14 protein-coding genes are annotated in these 19221 nt (G+C 68.5%); 7 read left to right on the forward strand and 7 right to left on the reverse strand.

The window, feature by feature from the left end:
* Positions 1-12 precede the first annotated feature (12 nt).
* The 4 genes from CLV01_RS28070 to CLV01_RS28085 are packed head-to-tail and all read right to left on the reverse strand — an operon-like array spanning position 13 to position 3978.
* Complete coding sequence (locus CLV01_RS28070; RefSeq protein WP_099732689.1) at positions 13-621, reverse strand: hypothetical protein; 609 nt, start codon at positions 619-621, stop codon at positions 13-15.
* The gene (locus CLV01_RS28075) at positions 618-1886 is read right to left on the reverse strand and encodes an SAM-dependent methyltransferase (protein WP_099732688.1); all 1269 of its coding nucleotides are present in this window, start codon (positions 1884-1886) and stop codon (positions 618-620) included. Before CLV01_RS28075 ends, CLV01_RS28070 begins: the two co-directional genes overlap by 4 nt.
* Positions 1883-2635 carry a DUF1365 domain-containing protein gene (locus CLV01_RS28080; protein WP_099732687.1) on the reverse strand — a complete coding sequence of 251 codons (753 nt, stop codon included), beginning with the start codon at positions 2633-2635 and terminating at the stop codon, positions 1883-1885. Before CLV01_RS28080 ends, CLV01_RS28075 begins: the two co-directional genes overlap by 4 nt.
* Positions 2632-3978: an NAD(P)/FAD-dependent oxidoreductase gene (locus CLV01_RS28085; protein WP_043825165.1), complete on the reverse strand. Its 1347-nt coding sequence runs from the start codon at positions 3976-3978 to the stop codon at positions 2632-2634. Before CLV01_RS28085 ends, CLV01_RS28080 begins: the two co-directional genes overlap by 4 nt.
* 140 nt (positions 3979-4118) lie before the next feature.
* Between CLV01_RS28085 and CLV01_RS28090 the strand changes: the two genes are divergently transcribed.
* From CLV01_RS28090 to CLV01_RS28120, 7 genes are all read left to right on the forward strand, one after another.
* Positions 4119-4757 (forward strand): TetR/AcrR family transcriptional regulator, encoded by a 639-nt coding sequence (locus tag CLV01_RS28090; protein WP_034397292.1) that lies wholly within the window; start codon positions 4119-4121, stop codon positions 4755-4757.
* Between the two features lie 221 nt (positions 4758-4978).
* Positions 4979-6040: a helix-turn-helix domain-containing protein gene (locus CLV01_RS28095; RefSeq protein ID WP_099732686.1), complete on the forward strand. Its 1062-nt coding sequence runs from the start codon at positions 4979-4981 to the stop codon at positions 6038-6040.
* Positions 6041-6713: 673 nt separating this feature from the next.
* Positions 6714-8783 carry an IPT/TIG domain-containing protein gene (locus CLV01_RS29790; protein WP_306563459.1) on the forward strand — a complete coding sequence of 690 codons (2070 nt, stop codon included), beginning with the start codon at positions 6714-6716 and terminating at the stop codon, positions 8781-8783.
* Between the two features lie 103 nt (positions 8784-8886).
* Complete coding sequence (locus tag CLV01_RS28105) at positions 8887-9402, forward strand: sigma-70 family RNA polymerase sigma factor (RefSeq protein ID WP_012207690.1); 516 nt, start codon at positions 8887-8889, stop codon at positions 9400-9402.
* Positions 9399-10460, forward strand: a complete 1062-nt coding sequence (locus tag CLV01_RS28110; RefSeq protein WP_099732683.1) for a FecR domain-containing protein — start codon at positions 9399-9401, stop codon at positions 10458-10460. Before CLV01_RS28105 ends, CLV01_RS28110 begins: the two co-directional genes overlap by 4 nt.
* 131 nt (positions 10461-10591) lie before the next feature.
* Positions 10592-13111, forward strand: coding sequence for a TonB-dependent siderophore receptor (locus CLV01_RS28115; protein ID WP_099732682.1), 2520 nt, complete (start codon positions 10592-10594; stop codon positions 13109-13111).
* A 209-nt stretch (positions 13112-13320) separates the two neighbouring features.
* Entirely contained in the window at positions 13321-15399 is a 2079-nt protein-coding gene (locus tag CLV01_RS28120; RefSeq protein WP_257221551.1) for a TonB-dependent siderophore receptor, read from the forward strand.
* 90 nt (positions 15400-15489) lie between these two features.
* On the opposite strand, the gene CLV01_RS28125 is transcribed toward CLV01_RS28120, so the two are convergent.
* From CLV01_RS28125 to glmS, 3 genes are all read right to left on the reverse strand, one after another.
* Positions 15490-16536 carry a hypothetical protein gene (locus tag CLV01_RS28125; RefSeq protein ID WP_099732680.1) on the reverse strand — a complete coding sequence of 349 codons (1047 nt, stop codon included), beginning with the start codon at positions 16534-16536 and terminating at the stop codon, positions 15490-15492.
* A gap of 345 nt (positions 16537-16881) precedes the next feature.
* The gene (locus CLV01_RS29280) at positions 16882-17040 is read right to left on the reverse strand and encodes a hypothetical protein (RefSeq protein WP_180288463.1); all 159 of its coding nucleotides are present in this window, start codon (positions 17038-17040) and stop codon (positions 16882-16884) included.
* A 258-nt stretch (positions 17041-17298) separates the two neighbouring features.
* A complete protein-coding gene (glmS, locus tag CLV01_RS28135) occupies positions 17299-19218 on the reverse strand; it encodes a glutamine--fructose-6-phosphate transaminase (isomerizing) (RefSeq protein ID WP_099732679.1) in 1920 nt (639 codons plus the stop codon).
* Between the last annotated feature and the right edge of the window lie 3 nt (positions 19219-19221).

Genomic DNA, 19221 nt, shown 5'->3' on the forward strand with positions numbered 1-19221 from the left:
GTCCGCTGGCGTTCAGCCCTGGCCCAGCAGCGAGGTGCGCATGGCAGGCGCCGAGGTCTGCGGCGCCAGCCAGATGCCGAAGAACAGGCGCGCATAGTCGGCATCGCGCAGTTGCGCCGTCTGCCGGCCGTTGTGGAAAAAGCGCACATCGCCCTGGCCGTCGTTCAGGCCCAGCAGCCGGTCCTTGGCCACCACATCGGGAAAGGCCTGCTTCATCAGGTCCAGCCATTGGCGGGCCTGCTCTTCGGTGAAGCTGCCGACCCTGCGCATTTCGGCGATGGAGCGCTCGGCAATGGCCGCGCCTTCGAGCTTGCGGTCGTAGACCAGCTCCAGCGCAAACGGGTGGCGGGCGTAGTCCTCGGGCAGCAGTCCGGGCGCGGCCCACAGCCGCGCCTCATAGACGCGCAGGCCGAAAAAGCGCAGCACGGCCGTGCCCATCAGGCGCGCAGACGGCAGGGCGCTGCGCAGTTCGGCCGGAAGTTCGGCGGTCGGGGTGATGGCGTGCAGGGCGTTGGACATGGTGATCAATGAAGGGGCAAGGACGCAGGCGGCGCCCCAGGCCAGGGCCTTGCGGCGGGGTGCACTGGGGGCGCGGCGCGCGTGAGGTTGCGGGGCTGTCATGGCAGGGGCTTGCGCAGCGTGAACTGGACGACATCGGTGTTGCCGGTGTCGAAGGCCGCCTCGCAGTAGGCCAGGTAGAAGGTCCAGATGCGCACGAAGCGTTCGTCAAAGCCCTGGGCACGCACGGCCTCCAGGCGCTCCTCGAAGGACTGGCGCCAGCGCCGCAGCGTCTCCGCATAGTCGCAGCCAAAGGCCATGCGGCGCTCCACCACCAGGCCGGCGCGCCGCGCCTCCTGCTCGAAGGCGGGGATGCTGGGCAGCAGGCCACCCGGGAAGATGTACTGCTGGATGAAGTCGGTGGAGCGCAGATAGCGCGCGAACAGGTCCTCGCGCAGCGTGATGGTCTGTATGCAGGCCAGGCCCCCGGGCTTGAGGCAGTCGCGCAGCGTCTGGAAGTAGCCGCGCCAGTATTCGCGGCCCACGGCCTCGAACATCTCGATGGAGACGATGGCATCGAAGGGCTCGCCCGCATGGCGCGCGGGCAGGTCGCGGTAGTCCTGGTAGCGCAGCTCCACCGCGTCGGCCAGGCCCGACTGCTGCATGCGCTGCTGCCCCCAGACCAGTTGCTCGCGCGACAGGGTCACGCCCGTGACCCGGGCGCCGAACTCCTGCGCCGCCGCCTCGGCCAGCCCGCCCCAGCCGCAGCCGATTTCCAGCAGGCGCTGGCCGGGCTGCAGCCGCACCTCGTCCAGCGTGCGCCTGAGCTTGGCCTGCTGGGCTTGCTGGAGGTCCGCGTTGCGCAGCGCTTGGCCCGTGCGGCCCTGGAACCAGGCCGCGCTGTAGCTCATGCCCGGGTCCAGCCACAGGCGGTAGAAATCATTGCCCAGGTCGTAATGGGCATGGATGTTCCTGGCACTGCCGGCCCGCGTATTGCGTTGCAGCAGATGGCGCAGGCGGTAGCCCAGCCGGCCCCACCAGCTGCCATAGACCAAGCTTTGCACATGGTCGCGGTTGGCCATGCACAGCCTCAGCAGGGCGGCCAGGTCGGGGCTGTCCCACTCGCCGGCGATATAGCCTTCGGCCAGCCCGATGTCGCCCGATTTGAGCGTGCGCTCCAGCGCCTGCCAGTCGTGCAGCACGCAATGCGCATCGGCAGCCCCCGACGGCGGGCGGGGCAGGTGCAGCAGGCGGCCATCGGGCTGCTCCAGGTCCAGCTGCCCGTGGGGCAGGCGTTCGAGCAGGTTCAGCACCCGGCGCGCCCGTGCAGGCGTGCGGCGCGGCGCTGCCGCGGAGGGGCTCAGCAGGGGGGCGGCGGTAGTGTTCATCGTGTGACGAAGCGCTTGGGCTCGGAGGGTTTGCCATGGAAAGGCACGCGCTTGGCCCAAAGGCGCAGCGCATGCCAGTGGATGCGGGCGACCACGCCCAGCGTCATCAGGGGCGTGCCGAAGAAGGCGCGGCGCACGGTGGCGCCGTCGAGCGGGTGCAGCACGCCGCCCACGCTGGTCTGCAGCAGCGGGCCGTCCTCGTCGTGCAGGTCCACGCGCGCCAGGGTGCGGTCTTCGCCGCGCTCGAAGCGGAAGCGGTACTCGCCGCGCACCTCGCAAAACGGCGAGACATGGAATTGCTTGCGCGCCACCTGCTCGCGGCCCCAGTCCAGGTCCGGCCCCGCCAGCAGATAGGCGTGGCGCTCGCCAAAGGTGTTGTTGACCTCGGCCAGCACGGCGGCCAGCGAGCCGTCGGCGCGGTGCGCATACCAAAAGCTCACGGGCTTGAACGCGTAGCCCAGCACGCGTGGGAAGGTGTGCAGCCAGACCTCGCCATCGGCGTCGGCTATGCCTTCGCTGTGCAGCAGCTGCTCGAACCAGGCCAGTGCGTCGCAGCCGCCCTCGCCGTGGTCGCTGTCATGAAAGCTCAGCCAGCCCAGCCGGTTGCGCCGCAGCGCGGCGTCCGGCTGCGTGCGCAGGCTGCGCAGCGGCAGCATCAGAAAGTAGCCGGGATAGCGGAAGGCATGCTCGACAGGCCGCAGGCGGCGGTGCCAGACATGGCCGAAGCCGATGAGGGGGCGGGCCGTCATGCGACCCCTTCGAAGGCCGCGCTGGCGGGCAGGACGGGCAAGGCCGGCAGGGCACGCAGCAGGCCATCGGCCGCGTCCAGTCCCGAGCGCAGGCCGTCTTCGTGAAAGCCGTAGCCGCACCATGCGCCGCAGAACCAGGTCCGGCGCTGGCCCTGCACGCCGGCCACGCGGCCCTGGGCCTCGATGGCCGCCAGGTCGAACACCGGGTGGCTGTACTCGATGCGCGCATGGACCTGGCCTTCATCGATCGGGCGCACCGGGTTCAGCGAAACCATCACGGGCTGCTGCCACGGCAGGGGCTGCAGGCGGTTGAGCAGGTAGTGCAGGCAGACGCCGGCCTGGTCCCGCCCCGGGTCGGCCGCGCGTTCGTAGTTCCAGGCAGCCCAGGCCGCCTGCCTGCGCGGCAGCACGCTGGCATCGGTGTGCAGAACGGCCTGGTTGGGCTGGTAGCGGATGGCGCCCAGCACGCTGCGCTCCTGTGGCGTGGCATCGCTGCCGAGCAGGCGCAGGGCCTGGTCGCTGTGGCAGGCCAGCACCACGGCGTCGAACGGCTCCGTGCCGTTCGCCGTCTGCAGCAGCGCGCCGTGCGCCGCGCGGCGCAGGCCCAGCACGGGCGCATTCAGGCGCGCCTCGTGGCGGCCGTCCTTCAGCAGCGCGGCCACCATGCGCCGCACGTACTGGCGCGAGCCGCCGCGCACCGTGTGCCACTGCGGCCGGTCCGTGACCTGGATCAGTCCATGGTTGTGGCAAAAGCGGATCAGCGTGGCCACGGGAAAGCGCAGCATCTGGTCGGTGGGGCAGGACCAGATGCAGCCCATCATGGGCAGCAGGTAGTCCTGACGGAAGGCGGCGCCAAAGCCGTGGTCGTCCAGAAAATCGCCGATGGCGCTGCGCAGCCGCGCTTCATCGCCTTCCTGGGCGATGCGCGTGGCCAGGCGGTTGAAGCGCAGGATCTCGGCCAGCATCTTCAGAAAGCGCGGGCGCAGCAGATTGCCCCGCTGCGCGAACACGCCGCCCAGCGAACTGCCGCTCCATTCCAGGCCCGCGCGGCCATCGGCCTCAGGCACCTGCACGGAAAACGACATCTCGGCGGCAGCCGTGGGCACCTGCAGCTGCTCGAACAAACGCGTCAGCAGCGGATAGGTGCGGTGGTTGAAGACCAGAAATCCGGTGTCCACGCCCTGGCTCACGCCGCCCAGCGTCAGGTCCACCGTGTTGGCGTGCCCCCCGAAATGGCCGCCCGCCTCCAGCAAGGTCACGGCAGGCCCGCCCGGCGCCGCGGCCAGGCGGCTCGCTGCGGCCAGCCCCGCAATCCCCGAACCGATGACAGCAATGCGATGCATGGAGGCGCCCTTCTTGGTTGAACAGCCCGACTAGACCACAAAGACCAAATCGTGAACTGATGAGTTCAAACTATAAACCAAACATACCCGCTTTGCACTATTTGGTATCAGATATGACCTGCGAGGTCTAAAATATCGCTATGACTAGCCGCTCCTCCATCAAAGAACAGATACAGCGCGTGCGCGAGCAGGCCATCGTGGCGGCCGTCAACCGGCTGCTGGCCACCAAGGGCTACGACGCCATGACGGTGGACGAGGTCGCGGCCGAGGCCGGCATGGCCAAGGCCAGCCTGTACAAGCTGTTCACCTCCAAGGAAGAACTGGCGGGCGCCGCCATGGTGGGCGTGCTGGACCGCGCCCTGGCCTTTGTGGACGGCCTGCGCGACACGGCGGCCCAGGCCGCCGAGGCCGGCACGCCGGTGCGCCCGCTGGACCAGCTCAAGGCCGTGACGTGCTGGGCCATGCAGACCCAGCTGGAAGGCGAGATGCCCTCCCTGCCGGCGCAGAACTCCAACCTCAGCGCCTCCCTGCAATCCAACGATGCCTACATGGACCGGCTGATCGCCCTGAGCAACCGCCTGAGCATCTGGATCACCGAGGCCCAGACCAGCGGCCAGCTGCAGCCCGCGCTGCCGGCCGAGCTGGTGCTCTACACGCTGTTCGCGCGGGCCTGCGATCCGGTGGTGGCCCTGCTCAAGGAATCGGGCCAGTACACGCACGCGCAAATCATCGACTGGGTGACGAGCACCACGTTCGACGGGCTGGCGGCGGCGGATTGACCTAGGCCGCGCAGCGACAGCTGCGATGCGTCGACCCGGCTCCAGCATGGCCGGCAGCCGGTCCCCGCGGGCTCCCTGTTGCGCATCGTGCCGCCTTCGAGACTCCTGCGAAACACAGCCGGGGGCGCCTGTATAGTTGCGGCCTGGCGACCACGGCAACACCCCGCGCCGTGCGGGATTGTCCTGCCAGGTCCTGTCTTTTACTGCGCTGATACCTCGCAATGCAGCCCCCGGCCACAGCCCTGCCCAGCACGACGTTCGCCACCGACCAATTGGCGCAGGCAGACCGCTTCGAGGCGTGGCGCAGCAGCATCTCCGTGCTTTTCGACGTGGCGCCGCTGGAGCACGGCGCGTCGCCAGGGCGCTTCCATGCCTCGGTGCATGCGGTCCACCTGGGCCAATTGCTGCTGGGCGACCTGCGCTTCGGCGCGCAGCGCTTCTCGCGCGGCCAGGCACGCGCCGCCCACGACGGCCTGGACCACTACCTGGTGCAGTGGTACCGCGCAGGGGGTTTCGTGGGCCAGCATGGCGACGGCAGCGAACTGCGGGTCCGCCCCGGTGACGTGGTCGTCTTCGACATGGCCCGCACCCAGCACACCGTGGCCCAGGACTCCCATGTACTCTCGCTGATCGTTCCCCGCAGGCTGGGCGAGGCTGCCTGCGGGTCCCCGGGCCCGGGCCCCCACGGCACCGTGCTGGCCGCCGACAGCCTGTTCGGCGGCCTGCTGGCAGACCACCTGGGCGCACTGCACCGGCGCCTGCCCTCCATCGGCCCGGCGCAGGCCGATGACGTGGTGCACGCCACCCTGCAAATGCTGGCCGCCTGCCTGCGCCCCAGCCAGCGCACCCTGGCCGAAGCCCGCGCCGAGGTGCATGCCGCCACGCTGGAGCGCATCCAGCGCCATATCGCGCGGAACCTGGGCACGCCGCTCTCGCCCGAGGCACTGTGCCGCTGCTTCGGCATTTCGCGCCACCGGCTCTACCACCTCTTCGAGCCCCTGGGCGGCGTGATGCGCTATGTGCAGCAGCGCCGTCTGCAGCGGGCCTTCCACACGCTGTCCAATCCCGCCTACCGGCGCCTGCGCATTGCCGAGGTGGCCGCACGCCTGGGCTTTGCCAGCGAGGCGCACTTCAGCCGCGCCTTCCGCGCCGCGTTCGGCCACACGCCCAGCGATGTGCGGGCCATGGCCGAGGCGGCGCACGCGGCGCGCATGTCACCCTCCGCCGCCAGCACGGCGGCATCGGTGGAATACGCAGACTGGCTTCTCGGGCTCATGGCCTGAGAGCCGGATGCTGGGTCAAGCGGCGGACCAACGCACGGTCAAGCCTTCGGGCCGCCCCTCCCGCAAGATAGCCGCAGGCAGCCGCGCCCGGTTTGCAGCCTGCATGGCGGCCGCGCCCGGCCGTCCCCAATCCACCCGACATCCAACAGCCAAGAACACCATGCCAGAAAAAAACAGAAGGCATCTTTCCATCCATGCGCTGCGTTGGCTGCCCATCTCATGGGTACTGCTTGCCATCCTTCTATCGGCGTCCGGTGCCCATGCGGCCACGATCAGGACACTGCTGTCCACTCTCGATGCGGCCACAGGCAATGTCTGGGCGAACGGCAGCTATCCCAGATACCAGGAATTCAGGACGGGTGAAACCAATGTCATCATCTCCGATGTATCCGTTCGCATTTTTGAAGTATTTGGCGGCGGATTCCCGCGACTGAAACTTTGCGACAGCGCCTCTGCCAACTGCCAACAGCTCGATTACCAGGAAACCATCGGCGATACCTACAGGTTCACAGGTGCCTACCCTGCGTATGCCAACACATCTGTGCGCATCATCTTCGACTGCAATTGCAGTGGCAGCGCCGGATACGGCATCTATCTCGGACCCAGGGTCATTCCCGGGGCATCCTCCGGCGCCTTAGGCTATCTATTCGCGGTCAAGGTGGATGCCATTGCCATGCCGACCGTCAACCAGATTCTTCCCTCTGCCGGCCCGGCCACAGGAAGCACGCCGGTCAGGCTCGATGGCACAGGATTTCTGGACGTCACCGGCGTCCAGTTCGGCGATACGGACGCGCTTCACTTCCAGGTGGATAGCGACACACAGATCACGGCGACATCACCTGCGCATTCACCGGGTGCCGTGGGCATCAAACTCATGACCGCCGCCAATGGCGCATCCACCAGCGGCAGCTTCACCTATGTGGCAGCCCCTGCCATCACGGCCATCAGCCCCGTGGCCGGCCCCACCGCCGGGGGCAGCCCGGTGACCCTGATCGGCACGGGATTCGCTGCAGCACCGGCCACGGGAGCCGTGCGGTTCGGCGCCGCCGCTGCCGCCTACACGGTGCTCAGCGACACGCAGATCACCGCCATGGCGCCTGCGGGCGCCGCCGGCACCGTCGATGTCACCGTGGCCACCATCGGCGGCACCTCCGCCGCCAGCGCGGCCGACCGGTACACCTATGTGGCCGTGCCCACCCTCACCGCCATCAGCCCCGCCGCGGGGCCGACGGCCGGCGGCACCGCGGTCACGCTCACCGGCACCGGCTTTTCCGCGGCACCGGCCACCGGCGCCGTGCGGTTCGGCGGTGTCGCCGCCGCCTACACGGTGCACAGCGACACGCAGATCACCGCCATGGCGCCCGCGGGCGCTGCCGGCACCGTCGATGTCACCGTGGCCACCGTCGGCGGCACTTCCGCCGCCAGCGCGGCCGACCGGTTCACCTATGTGGCCGCGCCCACCCTCACCGCCATCAGCCCCGCCGCGGGGCCAGTGGCCGGCGGCACCGCGGTCACGCTCACCGGCACCGGCTTTTCCGCGGCACCGGCCACCGGCGCCGTGCGGTTCGGCGCCGCCGCTGCCGCCTACACGGTGCTCAGCGACACGCAGATCACCGCCATGGCGCCTGCGGGCGCCGCCGGCACCGTCGATGTCACCGTGGCCACCATCGGCGGCACCTCCGCCGCCAGCGCCGGAGACCGTTTCACCTATGCCGAGGCACCGACCGTCGCCTCGCTGGCCCCGGCGACGGGCCCGAGCGCGGGAGGCACACAGGTCACCCTCACCGGAACCCACCTGAGCGCCGCTAGCACGGTGAAATTCGGCCATCAATACGCCAGCGGCGTTTCGGTGCTCAGCGATACGCAGCTCACCGCGATTTCACCCCCCGGCAGCGGGACCGTCGATCTGACGGTGACCAGTCCCGGCGGCACTTCTGCGGTCACGGGCTCGGCCCGGTTCAGCTATGCGGGCGCTCCCGCCATCACAGGCCTGTCCACGCAACGCGGCCCAGCCTCGGGAGGCAGCTCGGTGATCCTGTCCGGCAGCGACTTCACGGGAGCGACCGCGGTCCGGTTTGGCGCGGTCCAAGCCACGGGCTTCACGGTGGACAGCGCCACCCGGATCACGGCTACCGCCCCCGCGGGTTCCCCGGGCACCGTGGCGGTTTCGGTAACGACCCCCGAGGGCACCAGCCCCGCAAGCGCGACGGCACAGTTCAGCTACCAGGCGGACTCGGCCTCATTGCAGCTTGCCGCAGGGACCGTGGCGATGCACCTGTCCGGCGCGGACTGCGGCTTCGATGGCATGCCGACGAATGCGGCAGCGCCGTCCAGCGGCGCCCCCCCGGGCTTCGGCTTTCCGTACGGCCAGATCGCCTTCAAGGCCACCGGCTGCACGAACGGCGGAACACTCCGCGTGGCGCTCACGCTGCCCAGGCAAGTGCCCCCGGGCGCCGTGCTCTACAAGCTGGTGGACGGGCAATGGCAGCCATGGGATGCAAGCGTGAACGGCGCGAACATCGGGTTTGCGGTCACCGACAACGATGGCACCTCCACCGCACGTGTCACCGGGGACAACGATCCCGCGCCCGGCAGCATCGACGATCCGATCATGATTGCCGTGCCCGCGGCCTCCGCCACGCCGGCCACCGTGCCGGCCACCGGACCTGGTTCACTGGCGCTGCTGTCCCTGGCCATTGCAGGCCTGGTGGCAGGCGGCCTTCGACATCGCAAAAGGGGATAGCCCCCGGCGCCCCGGCAGTGCGCACGCCAGCGGATAGAATGAGAACCAATCGCATTGAGTCATTGATGCCAAGGGGATCCTCCTTGCGATGGTGGGGGTCAGCATGTCATCCGGCGAATTCGCGCTGCACAACGAGGTCCAGTCGCTCTATCGTGACCATCACCGATGGCTGCGCGATTGGCTGCGCAGAAAACTGGGCTGTTCCCACCATGCCGCCGACCTGGCCCACGACACCTTCGTGCGCCTGCTCGGCCGCAAGGAGCGGGCGGACCCGGTGGACCCCCGCGCCTACCTGACCACCATCGCGCACGGCCTGGTGGTGGACTTTCACCGGCGCCGGGCGCTGGAGCGGGCCTATCTGGAATCGCTGGCTGCCCTGCCCGAGCCGCAGGCGCCTTCGCCCGAAGCACGCGCCATCGTGCTGGAGGCCCTGGTGGCCATCGACGCCATGCTCGACGGCATGAAGCCCGCCGTGCGCCAGGCCTTCATCCTCTCGCAGCTCGAAGGCCTGACCTATGCGCAGATCGCTGCCCGGCTGCAGGTGACCGTGCGCACCGTCAACAACTACATGCTCAAGGCGCTGGAGCACTGCTACCTCATCGTGGCAGACGGCGCATGACGGTCTTGCCCTCGAACAGCGACAGCGCACTGGACGCGGCTGCACATTCGCCCACCCACACCACCACCCCAGCCCAGGCACAGGCCCGCATCCGCCAGGAAGCGATTGCCTGGTACGCGCGCCTGTGCTCCGGCGATGCCACCGACGCCGACCGTGCCGCCTGGCAGCGCTGGCATGAGGCCCACCCCGAGCACCAGCGCGCATGGCGGCATTTCGACGCCCTGCAGTCCATGCTGCAGCGCGTGCCGGGCCACCTGGCCGCCTCCACGCTGCAGGCCAGCCGGCGCAGCCGCCGCCGGGTGCTGCGCGGCATCGGCGCACTGGTGGGCAGCGGGGCCGTGGCGGGCCTGTCATGGCAGCTGGCCGGCGGGCAGGGCGGCGTGCGCTCCTGGCTGGCCGACTACCGCACCGGCACGGGCGAGCGGCGCACCGTCACGCTGGCCGACGGGTCCGAGCTGACGCTGAACACCAGGACCTCGGTGGACGTGTCAATGGACCCCACGCGCCGGCTGCTGGTGCTGCGCGAGGGCGAGATCCTGGTGCAGACCGCCCATTCCCTCGCCGGGGCCGGCGCGGGCGCCAAGGATGGCCGCCCGTTCATGGTGCACACGCCGCAGGGCCGCATCCTGGCGCTGGGCACGCGCTTCACCGTGCGCAGCGAGGGCGGCGAGGGCGGTGACACCGTGGTGAGCGTGCTGCAGGACGCCGTGGAAATCCAGCCCCTGCAGGATCCCAGCCGCAGCCTGCGGCTGCAGGCCGGCCAGCAGGCCAGCTTCAGCCGCAACGGCATGCTGCCCGCCCAGGCCGCCGACCCGGCCCAGGTCAGCTGGGTGGGCGGCAGCCTCATCGTGGACGGCTGGCGGCTGGACGACGTGGTGCGCGAACTCGCACGCTACCGGCCCGGCCGCCTGGCCTGCGACCCGGCCGTGGCCGGCCTGCGCGTGTCCGGCGTGTTTCCGCTGGCCGACACGGACAAGGCGCTGGCCGTCATCACGCGCGCCTTCCCGGTGCGCGCGGCCGGCCTGTCGCGCTACTGGCTGACCCTGGTGCCCGTCTAGGGCCAGCCAGGGTCAGCCATTTCCCCATGCCGCGCAAAAAACTTCGCGGCCCATTTTCATCTTTTGCGATCTCGTTCGGCTCCCTTCATGAAAGCCCTTGTCTCACCGCTGTTCATGGCCAGGAAACCCGAATGCAAACGCCCTTCACACCGACACCCGCCCGCGCGGCGCTGACCTGCCTGCTGGCTGCGGCGGTGGCATGTGCGGCCCCCGGCCATGCGGCCGAGCCCCTGGCGCAGACCCGCCAGGCCGCCAGGGCCTATGAGATCGGGGCCGGCCCGCTGGCCTCGGTGCTGGGCCAGTTTGCGGCGGCCGCAGGCGTGGCCCTGTCCTATGACCCGGCCAGCACGCGCCAGCGGCAGTCGGGCGGCCTGCGCGGCAGCTATACCGTGGGCGCGGGCTTTGCGGCCATCCTGGCGGGCTCCGGGCTGGAGGCGGTGGAAGGCGGCGCGGGTGAATTCATCGTGCGCAAGGCGGCCATGCCCGCCACGGCAGGCGCTGCAGCGGCCGACGCCACCGAGCTGCCCGCCGTGCGCGTCGTGGCCCGGGCGGCCCCTGCCCCGGTCGATGCCGACGAGCGCTACCAGCCCACGCCCGATGCCTCCAGCCTGCGCACCACGGCGCCCGTGCTGGAGATCCCGCAGGTGGTCAACGTGGTGCCGGCCCAGGTGATCCGCGACCAGCGCCCGCGCAACCTGGACGAGGCGCTGGCCAATGTCAGCGGCGTCACCCAGGGCAACACCCTGGCCAGCACGCAGGACACCATCATGAAGCGCGGTTTCGGCACCAACCGCGACGGCTCCGTCATGCACAACGGCATGCCTCTGGTGCAGGGGCGCGGCATGAACGCCGCCGCCGAGAGCGTGGAAGTGATCAAGGGCCCGTCCTCGCTGCTGTACGGCCTCATGGACCCGGGCGGCGTGATCAACGTGGTCAGCAAGAAGCCGCAGCTGCGCCAGCGCACGGCGCTGTCGCTGCAGGGTTCGGGCTACGCGGGCGGGCGCAACGGCACGGGCGCCACGCTGGACACCACCGGCCCCATCGGTGAGAACGGTCTGGCCTACCGCCTGGTCGTCGACCATGTGGACGAGGACTACTGGCGCAACTTCGGCCAGCACCGCGAGACGCTGGTGGCGCCGTCGCTGGCCTGGTATGGCGACGACACGCAGGCCGTGCTCTGGTACGAGTACCGCAAGTACCTGACGCCCTTCGATCGCGGCACGGCGCTGGACCCGGTCACCCGGCGCCCGCTGGACCTTCCGGCCACGCGCCGGCTGGACGAGCCCTTCAACCAGATGACGGGCGAGACCCACCTGGCCCAGCTCTCCGTGGACCACCGCCTGGGCAGCGGCTGGGCCGCCCACCTGAACCTGAGCTACAACCGCGAGATCTACGACGCCAACCAGCTGCGCGTGAACGGCGTGAACACCGCGCGCGGCACCCTGCAGCGCAGCAACGACGCCACGCACGGCGCACTCAGCACCGACAGCTATGGCTCGGCCTATGTGGACGGCAGCGTGCAGCTGGCCGGCCTGCGCCATGACCTGCAGTTCGGCGCCGATGCCGAGTACCGGCTGATCTACCGCTCCGACCTGCTGCGCCAGGCCGTCACCTCCACCTTCAGCTACACCAATCCCGCCTACGGGCTGGAGCAGCCCTCGGCCACCGTCTCGGCCAGCGACAGCGACCAGAGGGACCAGCTGCACAACCAGTCGCTGTTTCTGCAGGACGCCATTCACCTGGGCGACCGCTGGGTGCTGACCACCGGCCTGCGCTACCAGACCTGGCGCCAGACCGCCGGCCGGGGCCGCCCGTTCAAGGCCAACACCCAGGCCGACGGCACGGCCTGGCTGCCGCGCGCCGGCCTGGTCTATCGACTGGCCGGCGGCCTGTCGCTCTACGGCAACTACTCGCAATCACTCAGGCCCACCTCCACCATCGCGCCGCTGGCCAGCGGCACCGTGATCGACTCGGGCGTGGCGCCCGAGGAGGCCCGGTCCTGGGAAGCCGGCGCCAAGCTGGACCTGCCAGGGCAGCTCACCGGCACGCTGGCGCTGTTCGACATCCGCAAGAAGAACGTGCTGGTCTCGCAGTTCAACGACGCCACCAAGCTGACCGACTGGCGCACCTCGGGCGCGGCGCGATCGCGCGGGCTGGAGGTGGATGTGGCCGGCGAGCTGGGCCGCCACTGGAGCGCCATCGCGGCCTTTGCCTATGTGGATGCCAAGACCACGCAGGACCCGCTCTACCAGGGCAACCAGCTGTGGAACGTGGCGCGGCAGACGGCCTCGCTGTCGGCCGTGTACGACTTCGGCCAGGTCCTGGGCGATGTGCTGGGCGATGTGCTGGGCGATGTGCTGGGCGATGTGCTGGGCGGTGTGCTGGGCGAGGGCCGGCTGCGCGTGGGCGGCGGCCTGCAGTACGTGGGCAGGCGGCCCGGCGACTCGGCCAACTCCTTCTGGCTGCCGGGCTACACCGTGGCCCATGCCTTTGCCACGTATGACACGCGGATCAACGGCTACAGGACGCGCTTTCAGCTCAACGTGAAGAACCTGTTCGACCGCACCTACTACCCGTCGAGCGCCAACACCTACTTCATCTCGATGGGCGACGCGCGCCAGGTGCTGCTGCGCGCCACGGTCGAGTTCTGAGCGGGCGCCAGCCCGGCCCCCGGCCTTTCCTTTTTCTGTGTCTGTCCCGGCCCGCAGCCGCATGCGATGCCGCGCATCACGCATCACCTCCATGAACTTATCTCCGCCGCTTATCGCCTCGCCGAACGCCCCGCCAAACGCTTTTTTCCTCTATTGACTGGCCATTGCGCATGCCTTCTTCCTTCCACACCCTCCCCCCCATTGCCGGCATGCCCCGTTCCTGCCTGTGCCTTGCCCTGGCTGCCATCCCCGTGATGGCCTTCTCCCAGGCCGCCGACGCACCGTCCACGCAACTGGAAACCGTGCATATCCAGGCCGAGAAGCAGCAGAACAACGAAGACAACTTCGTCGCCCGCAAAACCACGGGCGTGCTGCGCTCCGATGCGCCGCTGTTCGAGACCGCGCAGTCCATCAGCGTGGTGACCCAGCGGCAGATCGAGGAAAAACAGGTCAGGTCCGTGGCCGAGGCGCTGGAAAGCGTGGCCGGCGTTGCGTCCGGCTCGTACGGCCGGCGCGGCTGGGATGACTTCATCATCCGCGGCCAGATCTCCAGCGCGCAAACCTATGTGGACGGTCTGCGGGCGCAGACCTCCACCAACGTGCTGCGCTCCGAGGACATCTTCGGCATCGGCTCCATCGAAGTGGTCAAGGGCCCCACCTCGGTGGGCTTCGGCCTGGCCCTGCCGGGCGGCCTGGTCAACCTGACCACCAAGCGCCCGCAGGCCGAGTCGTTCTCGCGCGCCGGCATCAGCGTGGGCAGCTATGGATTGAAGGAGGCCAACTTCGACCTGAATTACTCGCCCGACGGAAGCCGCAAGGGCGCCTTCCGCATCGTGGGCCGCGCATCCGACCAGAACGATCCCACGGACTACGTCTACTTCAAGAACCAGTACCTGGCGGGCTCGTACAACTTCGACCTGGACGGCAGGAACGAGCTGTCCGTCATCGCCAGCTACCAGCACCGCAACTACATCCGCAACCAGGGCATTCCGCAGAACTACGAGAAGTACGGGCGCAATGTCTTCATCGGCGAACCCGACCGCAGCTACGAGGTGGACTCCTACCGCCTGGGCGCCAACTACGCGCACTACTTCGACAACGAATGGGTGTTCCGCCAGAACTTCGCGCTCACCAAGGGCAGCAGCCTGAGCAACTCGGTCTTTGCGGCGGCCAATGCCAGGTTCCCCCTGGTGGCGCGCCAGATCAACTACCAGGACAAGCAGGACGTCAACATCGCCCTGGACAACTACCTGCAGCGCAACTTCCGATTCGGCCGCGTGAACTACGAGCTGACCGCCGGCATCGACATGATGCGAGAGCGCAGCGACTACTACCAGCGCGTGGACAACATCAACCCCTTCAACGCCGACAACCCGGTCTATGGCGTCACCTCCATCAAGGAGGGCAAGCCCTCTCACAACCTGACCTACAGCCAGTACGTGGGCCTGTACCTGCGCAACACCATCAAGATCGATGAGAAATGGATCGTCGGCCTGAATGGCCGCCATGACTGGACGCGCGTGGAAATCCAGGACAGGCTGGCCGGCGGCTCCGTCAGCAACAGCAACACCGCCTTCACGGGCAGCGCCTCGCTGATGTACCAGGCCAGCGAGTTCCTGGCACCCTACGTCAGCTACTCCACCTCCTTCATGCCCGTGACGGATGCCGGCATCAACGGCACGCTGCTCAATCCCGAAGAGGGCAAGCAGACCGAACTGGGCGTGAAATTCCAGGCCCTGGACCGGCGCGTGCAAGGCTATCTGGCGGTGTATGACCTGCGGCGCAAGAACGTCACCGAGAACGACGCCACGCTGGGCTACGCCGTCCAGACCGGCGAGCAGACCACCAAGGGTTTCGAAGCGGAAGTCGTCGCCTCGCTGACGCGGCAATGGAATGTCTCGGCCGCCTACAGCTACATTCCCTCGGCCCGGACGTCCCAAAGCCTGACGGCCAGCGAAATCGGCAAGCGCATCAACCATGTGCCCAAGAACGCGGGCTCCGTCTTCACGCAGTACTACTTCAACCCCGACCGCCTGGGCTGGAACATGGGCGCAGGCCTGCGCATGCAGGGTGCCCGCACGGCGCAGCGCGGCACGGCCTTCGTCAACCTGGCCAAGTACACCCTGCTCGACCTGAACCTGGGCTATGAAGCGAAGTCATGGGGCCTGAGCCTGGCCATCAAGAACCTGCTGGACAAGGACTACGTCCAGGGCACCACACCGAACGCGCAGCTGCTGAGCTTCGGCAGCCCGCGCACGCTGATGGTGAGTGCCAGGTTCAAGTACTGAGGCTGACTGGCTCCTTCAAGCATGCGAGCCTTTCAGCCAAGGTGCGCAACCCGGCGGCGCCGATAGGCGGGCGCCGGCTGCGCCCCGGCTTCATGGCCCCTTGCGCAGCGAGATCGGCGTGCCCCACACCGGGTCGGCCGCGCCCTGGCGGCCCAGCGTGGTGACCTGCATGGGCACCAGGCGTGCCATCAGCTTTTCCTGCTCGGCGTTGAGATTGGCGCGCGTGGCCAGATAGTTGCGCGTGAACTCCATGGGCGGCGGCAGTGTGTGGACGGTGAAGTCTTCCAGCGGGCATTCCACCTTCTCGGCCGCCACCTTGCGGCAGCCGGCCTGTCGGAACTGGTAGCTGGGCGTCTTCAGGTGCGAACGCTGGCTCAGCACCAGTTGGCCGCCCTCCAGCGTGAAGCTGGCCAGCGCCTGCCTGGGCGGCACGCGCACCTGGACCTTGAGTGCGGGAATGTCGCGCGAATCCGTGTCCTGGTAGTAGCCCGCCGCCATGCCCGGCGTGCTGTCGGTGACCATGCGCTCGCCCCAGGCCACGCAATTGCCCGAGGCGCGGTGCACCGTGGTGCAGTACTTCTCGATCCGGCTTTGCGAGTGCGTCGTGCCCTCCTTCCAGTTCATCTCGGTATAGAACTGGCGATAGGTTTCCGGCGACAGCGTGGCCGTTCCAAGGGTGCCGCGGCCTGAGCCGGTGGCCCCGGCCTTGGCGCCCAGCTGGTCAAGCTGGGCATTGAGACGGTAGTCGTCACCCCCCGTCATCAGGTACTTGCCCGGCGGCAGCACATGGACCTCGAAGGCCTTGAACAGATAGGTGGTCTTGGGGTCGCGCTGCAGCGCGTTGTTCTGGAACTTGCGGCCAAACACGATCTCCGGCTTGTCCTCATGGGTCCAGACCACGTTGGGAGTCCACTTCGACATGCCATCGGCGTCGGCCAGCGACTTGTGCGGCGTCAGATCAGCCACCAGCACCACGGCCATGTTGGCCTTCAAGGCTTCGCTGATCACCCACAGCGTCTTTGCCTGCTCCGCTTCCTCCTTCTCGAGCTGCCCGCTGGAAGGCGGCGCGGCACACCCTGACAATCCCAGGGCGAGCACCAGGGTCGGCAAAACGAAGCAGGGGCGCTGCAGTGTCATCGTTGAAATCCTTGGGGGTTGATGCTGGAAAGGCGTCATTTTGCGGTGAGATCTTCGGCGGCCCCGGCCAGGGGCAGGCCCTCGACACGGAAAAGCCGCCCGAAGGCGGCCGGTTCCAGGGAGCGCTGCACCAGCGCTGGCTGCGATCAATCAGCGTTGCTGTGGCTGGCGCAAAGGCTGCCCTTGTTGGCGGACGTTCGCCTTGCACTGCATCTGGCTGTAGTTCCTGTCCGTGATGGGTTGCCCCATCTGCATGGGAACATGGACCGGATGCAGCGGGCCTCTCGTGGGAAGAAGCTGTTTCATGGTTCCATCCTCACGTCAAACGGAACGCCGCCCAGCCCGTCAGCGGGACTGATTGGGCTGCTGCTGGCCTGGCTGGTTCTGGCCAGGTTGCTTGTGCTGGGGGTTGTCCTGCTGCTGCTGTCCCGGGTTTTGCTGGTTCGGGTTCTGCTGCTGCGGGTTGTTTTGCTGCTGCTGTTGCTGGTCGTTTTGCTGAGCCATGGGTATCTCCTTCACATGGTGGTCAAAGAGGCGCGTCAAACGAAGCGCCCGACTGCAGCGCAGATATGCACTGCGCTGGTAACCAGTGTGGGACCAGACATGCGGCTCAGCCGTAGGACCGGCCAGAGCGTGCGCAGCCCCATGTTGCGATACCGCAGGTAGGCCAGCCGCCAGGTGTCCGACGGACATTTCGCACAGGGACAACAAAGGACCAAGGGCAGGTCACGACCTGCGCCCTGGTGCCCCCAACCCTCTACTTCACTCCACCGTCACGCTCTTGGCCAGGTTGCGCGGCTTGTCCACGTCGGTGCCGCGTGCGCAGGCCGTGTGGTAGGCCAGCAGCTGCAGCGGGACCACGTGCAGGATGGGGCTCAGGGCGCCGTAGTTCTCGGGCATGCGGATGACGTGCATGCCTTCGCTGCTCTCGATGTTGGTCTTGGCATCGGCCAGCACATAGAGCACGCCGCCGCGCGCGCGCACTTCCTGCATGTTGCTCTTGAGCTTTTCCAGCAGCTCGTCATTGGGCGCGACCGTGACCACGGGCATGGCGCTGTCCACCAGGGCCAGCGGGCCGTGCTTGAGCTCGCCCGCCGGATAGGCCTCGGCGTGGATGTAGCTGATTTCCTTGAGCTTGAGCGCGCCTTCCAGCGCAATCGGGTAGTGGATGCCACGGCCCAGGAAGAGCGCGTTCTCGCGCTTGGCGAAGTCCTCGGACCAGCTGATGACCTGGGGCTCCAGCGCCAGCACCGATTGCAGGGCCACGGGCAGGTGGCGCATGGCGGCCAGGTACTGCTGCTCCTTTTCCTCGCTCAGGCGCCCTTGCGACTGGGCCAGGGCCAGGGTCAGCAGGAACAGGCCCGCCAGCTGGGTGGTGAAGGCCTTGGTGGAGGCCACGCCGATCTCCACCCCGGCGCGCGTGATGTAGGCCAGCTCGCATTCGCGCACCATGGCGCTGGTGGCCACGTTGCAGACGGTCAGCGTGTGCTTCATGCCCAGGCTCTGCGCGTGGCGCAGTGCCGCCAGGGTGTCGGCGGTCTCGCCCGACTGGCTGATGGTGACGACCAGGGTCTTGGGATGGGGAACGCTGGTGCGGTAGCGGTACTCGCTGGCCACTTCCACGCTGCAGGGCAGGCCGGCCAGCGCTTCGATCCAGTACTTGGCCGTGCAGCCGCTGTAGTAGCTGGTGCCGCAGGCCAGGATGAGCACGCGGTCGATTTCCTTGAATACGCGCCAGGCCGAGGTGCCGGCCTTGCCGTCCGAGCCCGCGCCGTCGAACAGCTCGGGCACGATGGCCTGCACGCCTTCCAGCGTGTCGGCAATGGCGCGCGGCTGCTCGAAGATTTCCTTTTGCATGTAGTGGCGGTAGGGGCCCAGCTCGGCCGCGCCGCTGTGGGCGTGCACGGTGCGCACGGGGCGCTGCTCGGGCGCCAGGCGCTCGCCGCCCTTGCCCACCAGCCAGTAACGGCCGGGCTGCAGGTCCACGATGTCGCCCTCTTCCAGGTAGACGATCTGGTCGGTCACGCCGGCCAGGGCCATGGCATCGCTGGCCAGGAAATGCTCGGCGCCCTCCTGGCCCACGCCCAGGATCAGCGGCGAGCCGGCGCGCGAGCCGACCACGCGCTGCGGTTCGTCCTTGTGCATGACGGCGATGGCGAAGGCACCATGCAGCCGCTGCGTGGCGGCCTGCACGGCCTCGAACAGATCACCGCCGTAGAGGCTGTCCACCAGGTGGGCGATGACCTCGGTATCGGTCTGGCTGGCGAAGACATAGCCCTTGGACTGCAGCTCGGCGCGCAGGGCTTCGTAGTTTTCGATGATGCCGTTGTGCACCAGGGCCACGCGGGCCGGCTGGTCGGCATCGGCCACGGGCGAGACGCCGGGGCCGTGGCTGAAATGCGGATGGGCGTTGCGCACGGCCGGCTCGCCATGCGTGGCCCAGCGGGTATGGGCAATGCCGGTGTGGCCGATGACCTTGTCCTGCTGCACCTGGGCCATGAGTTCGGCCACGCGCGCCGTGGAACGGGCGCGCTGCAGGCCCTGGCTGTGCACGCCCTGGGCGTCCAGCGCCTGCACGGCCACGCCGCAGGAGTCATAGCCGCGATATTCCAGGCGCTGCAGGCCCTGGACGAGGACGGGGACGATATCGCGGAAGGAAACCGCTGCGACGATGCCACACATGGA

The organism is Delftia sp. 60 (genome assembly GCF_002754395.1).
In the GTDB taxonomy this organism is placed as follows: Bacteria; Pseudomonadota; Gammaproteobacteria; order Burkholderiales; family Burkholderiaceae_C; genus Comamonas; species Comamonas acidovorans.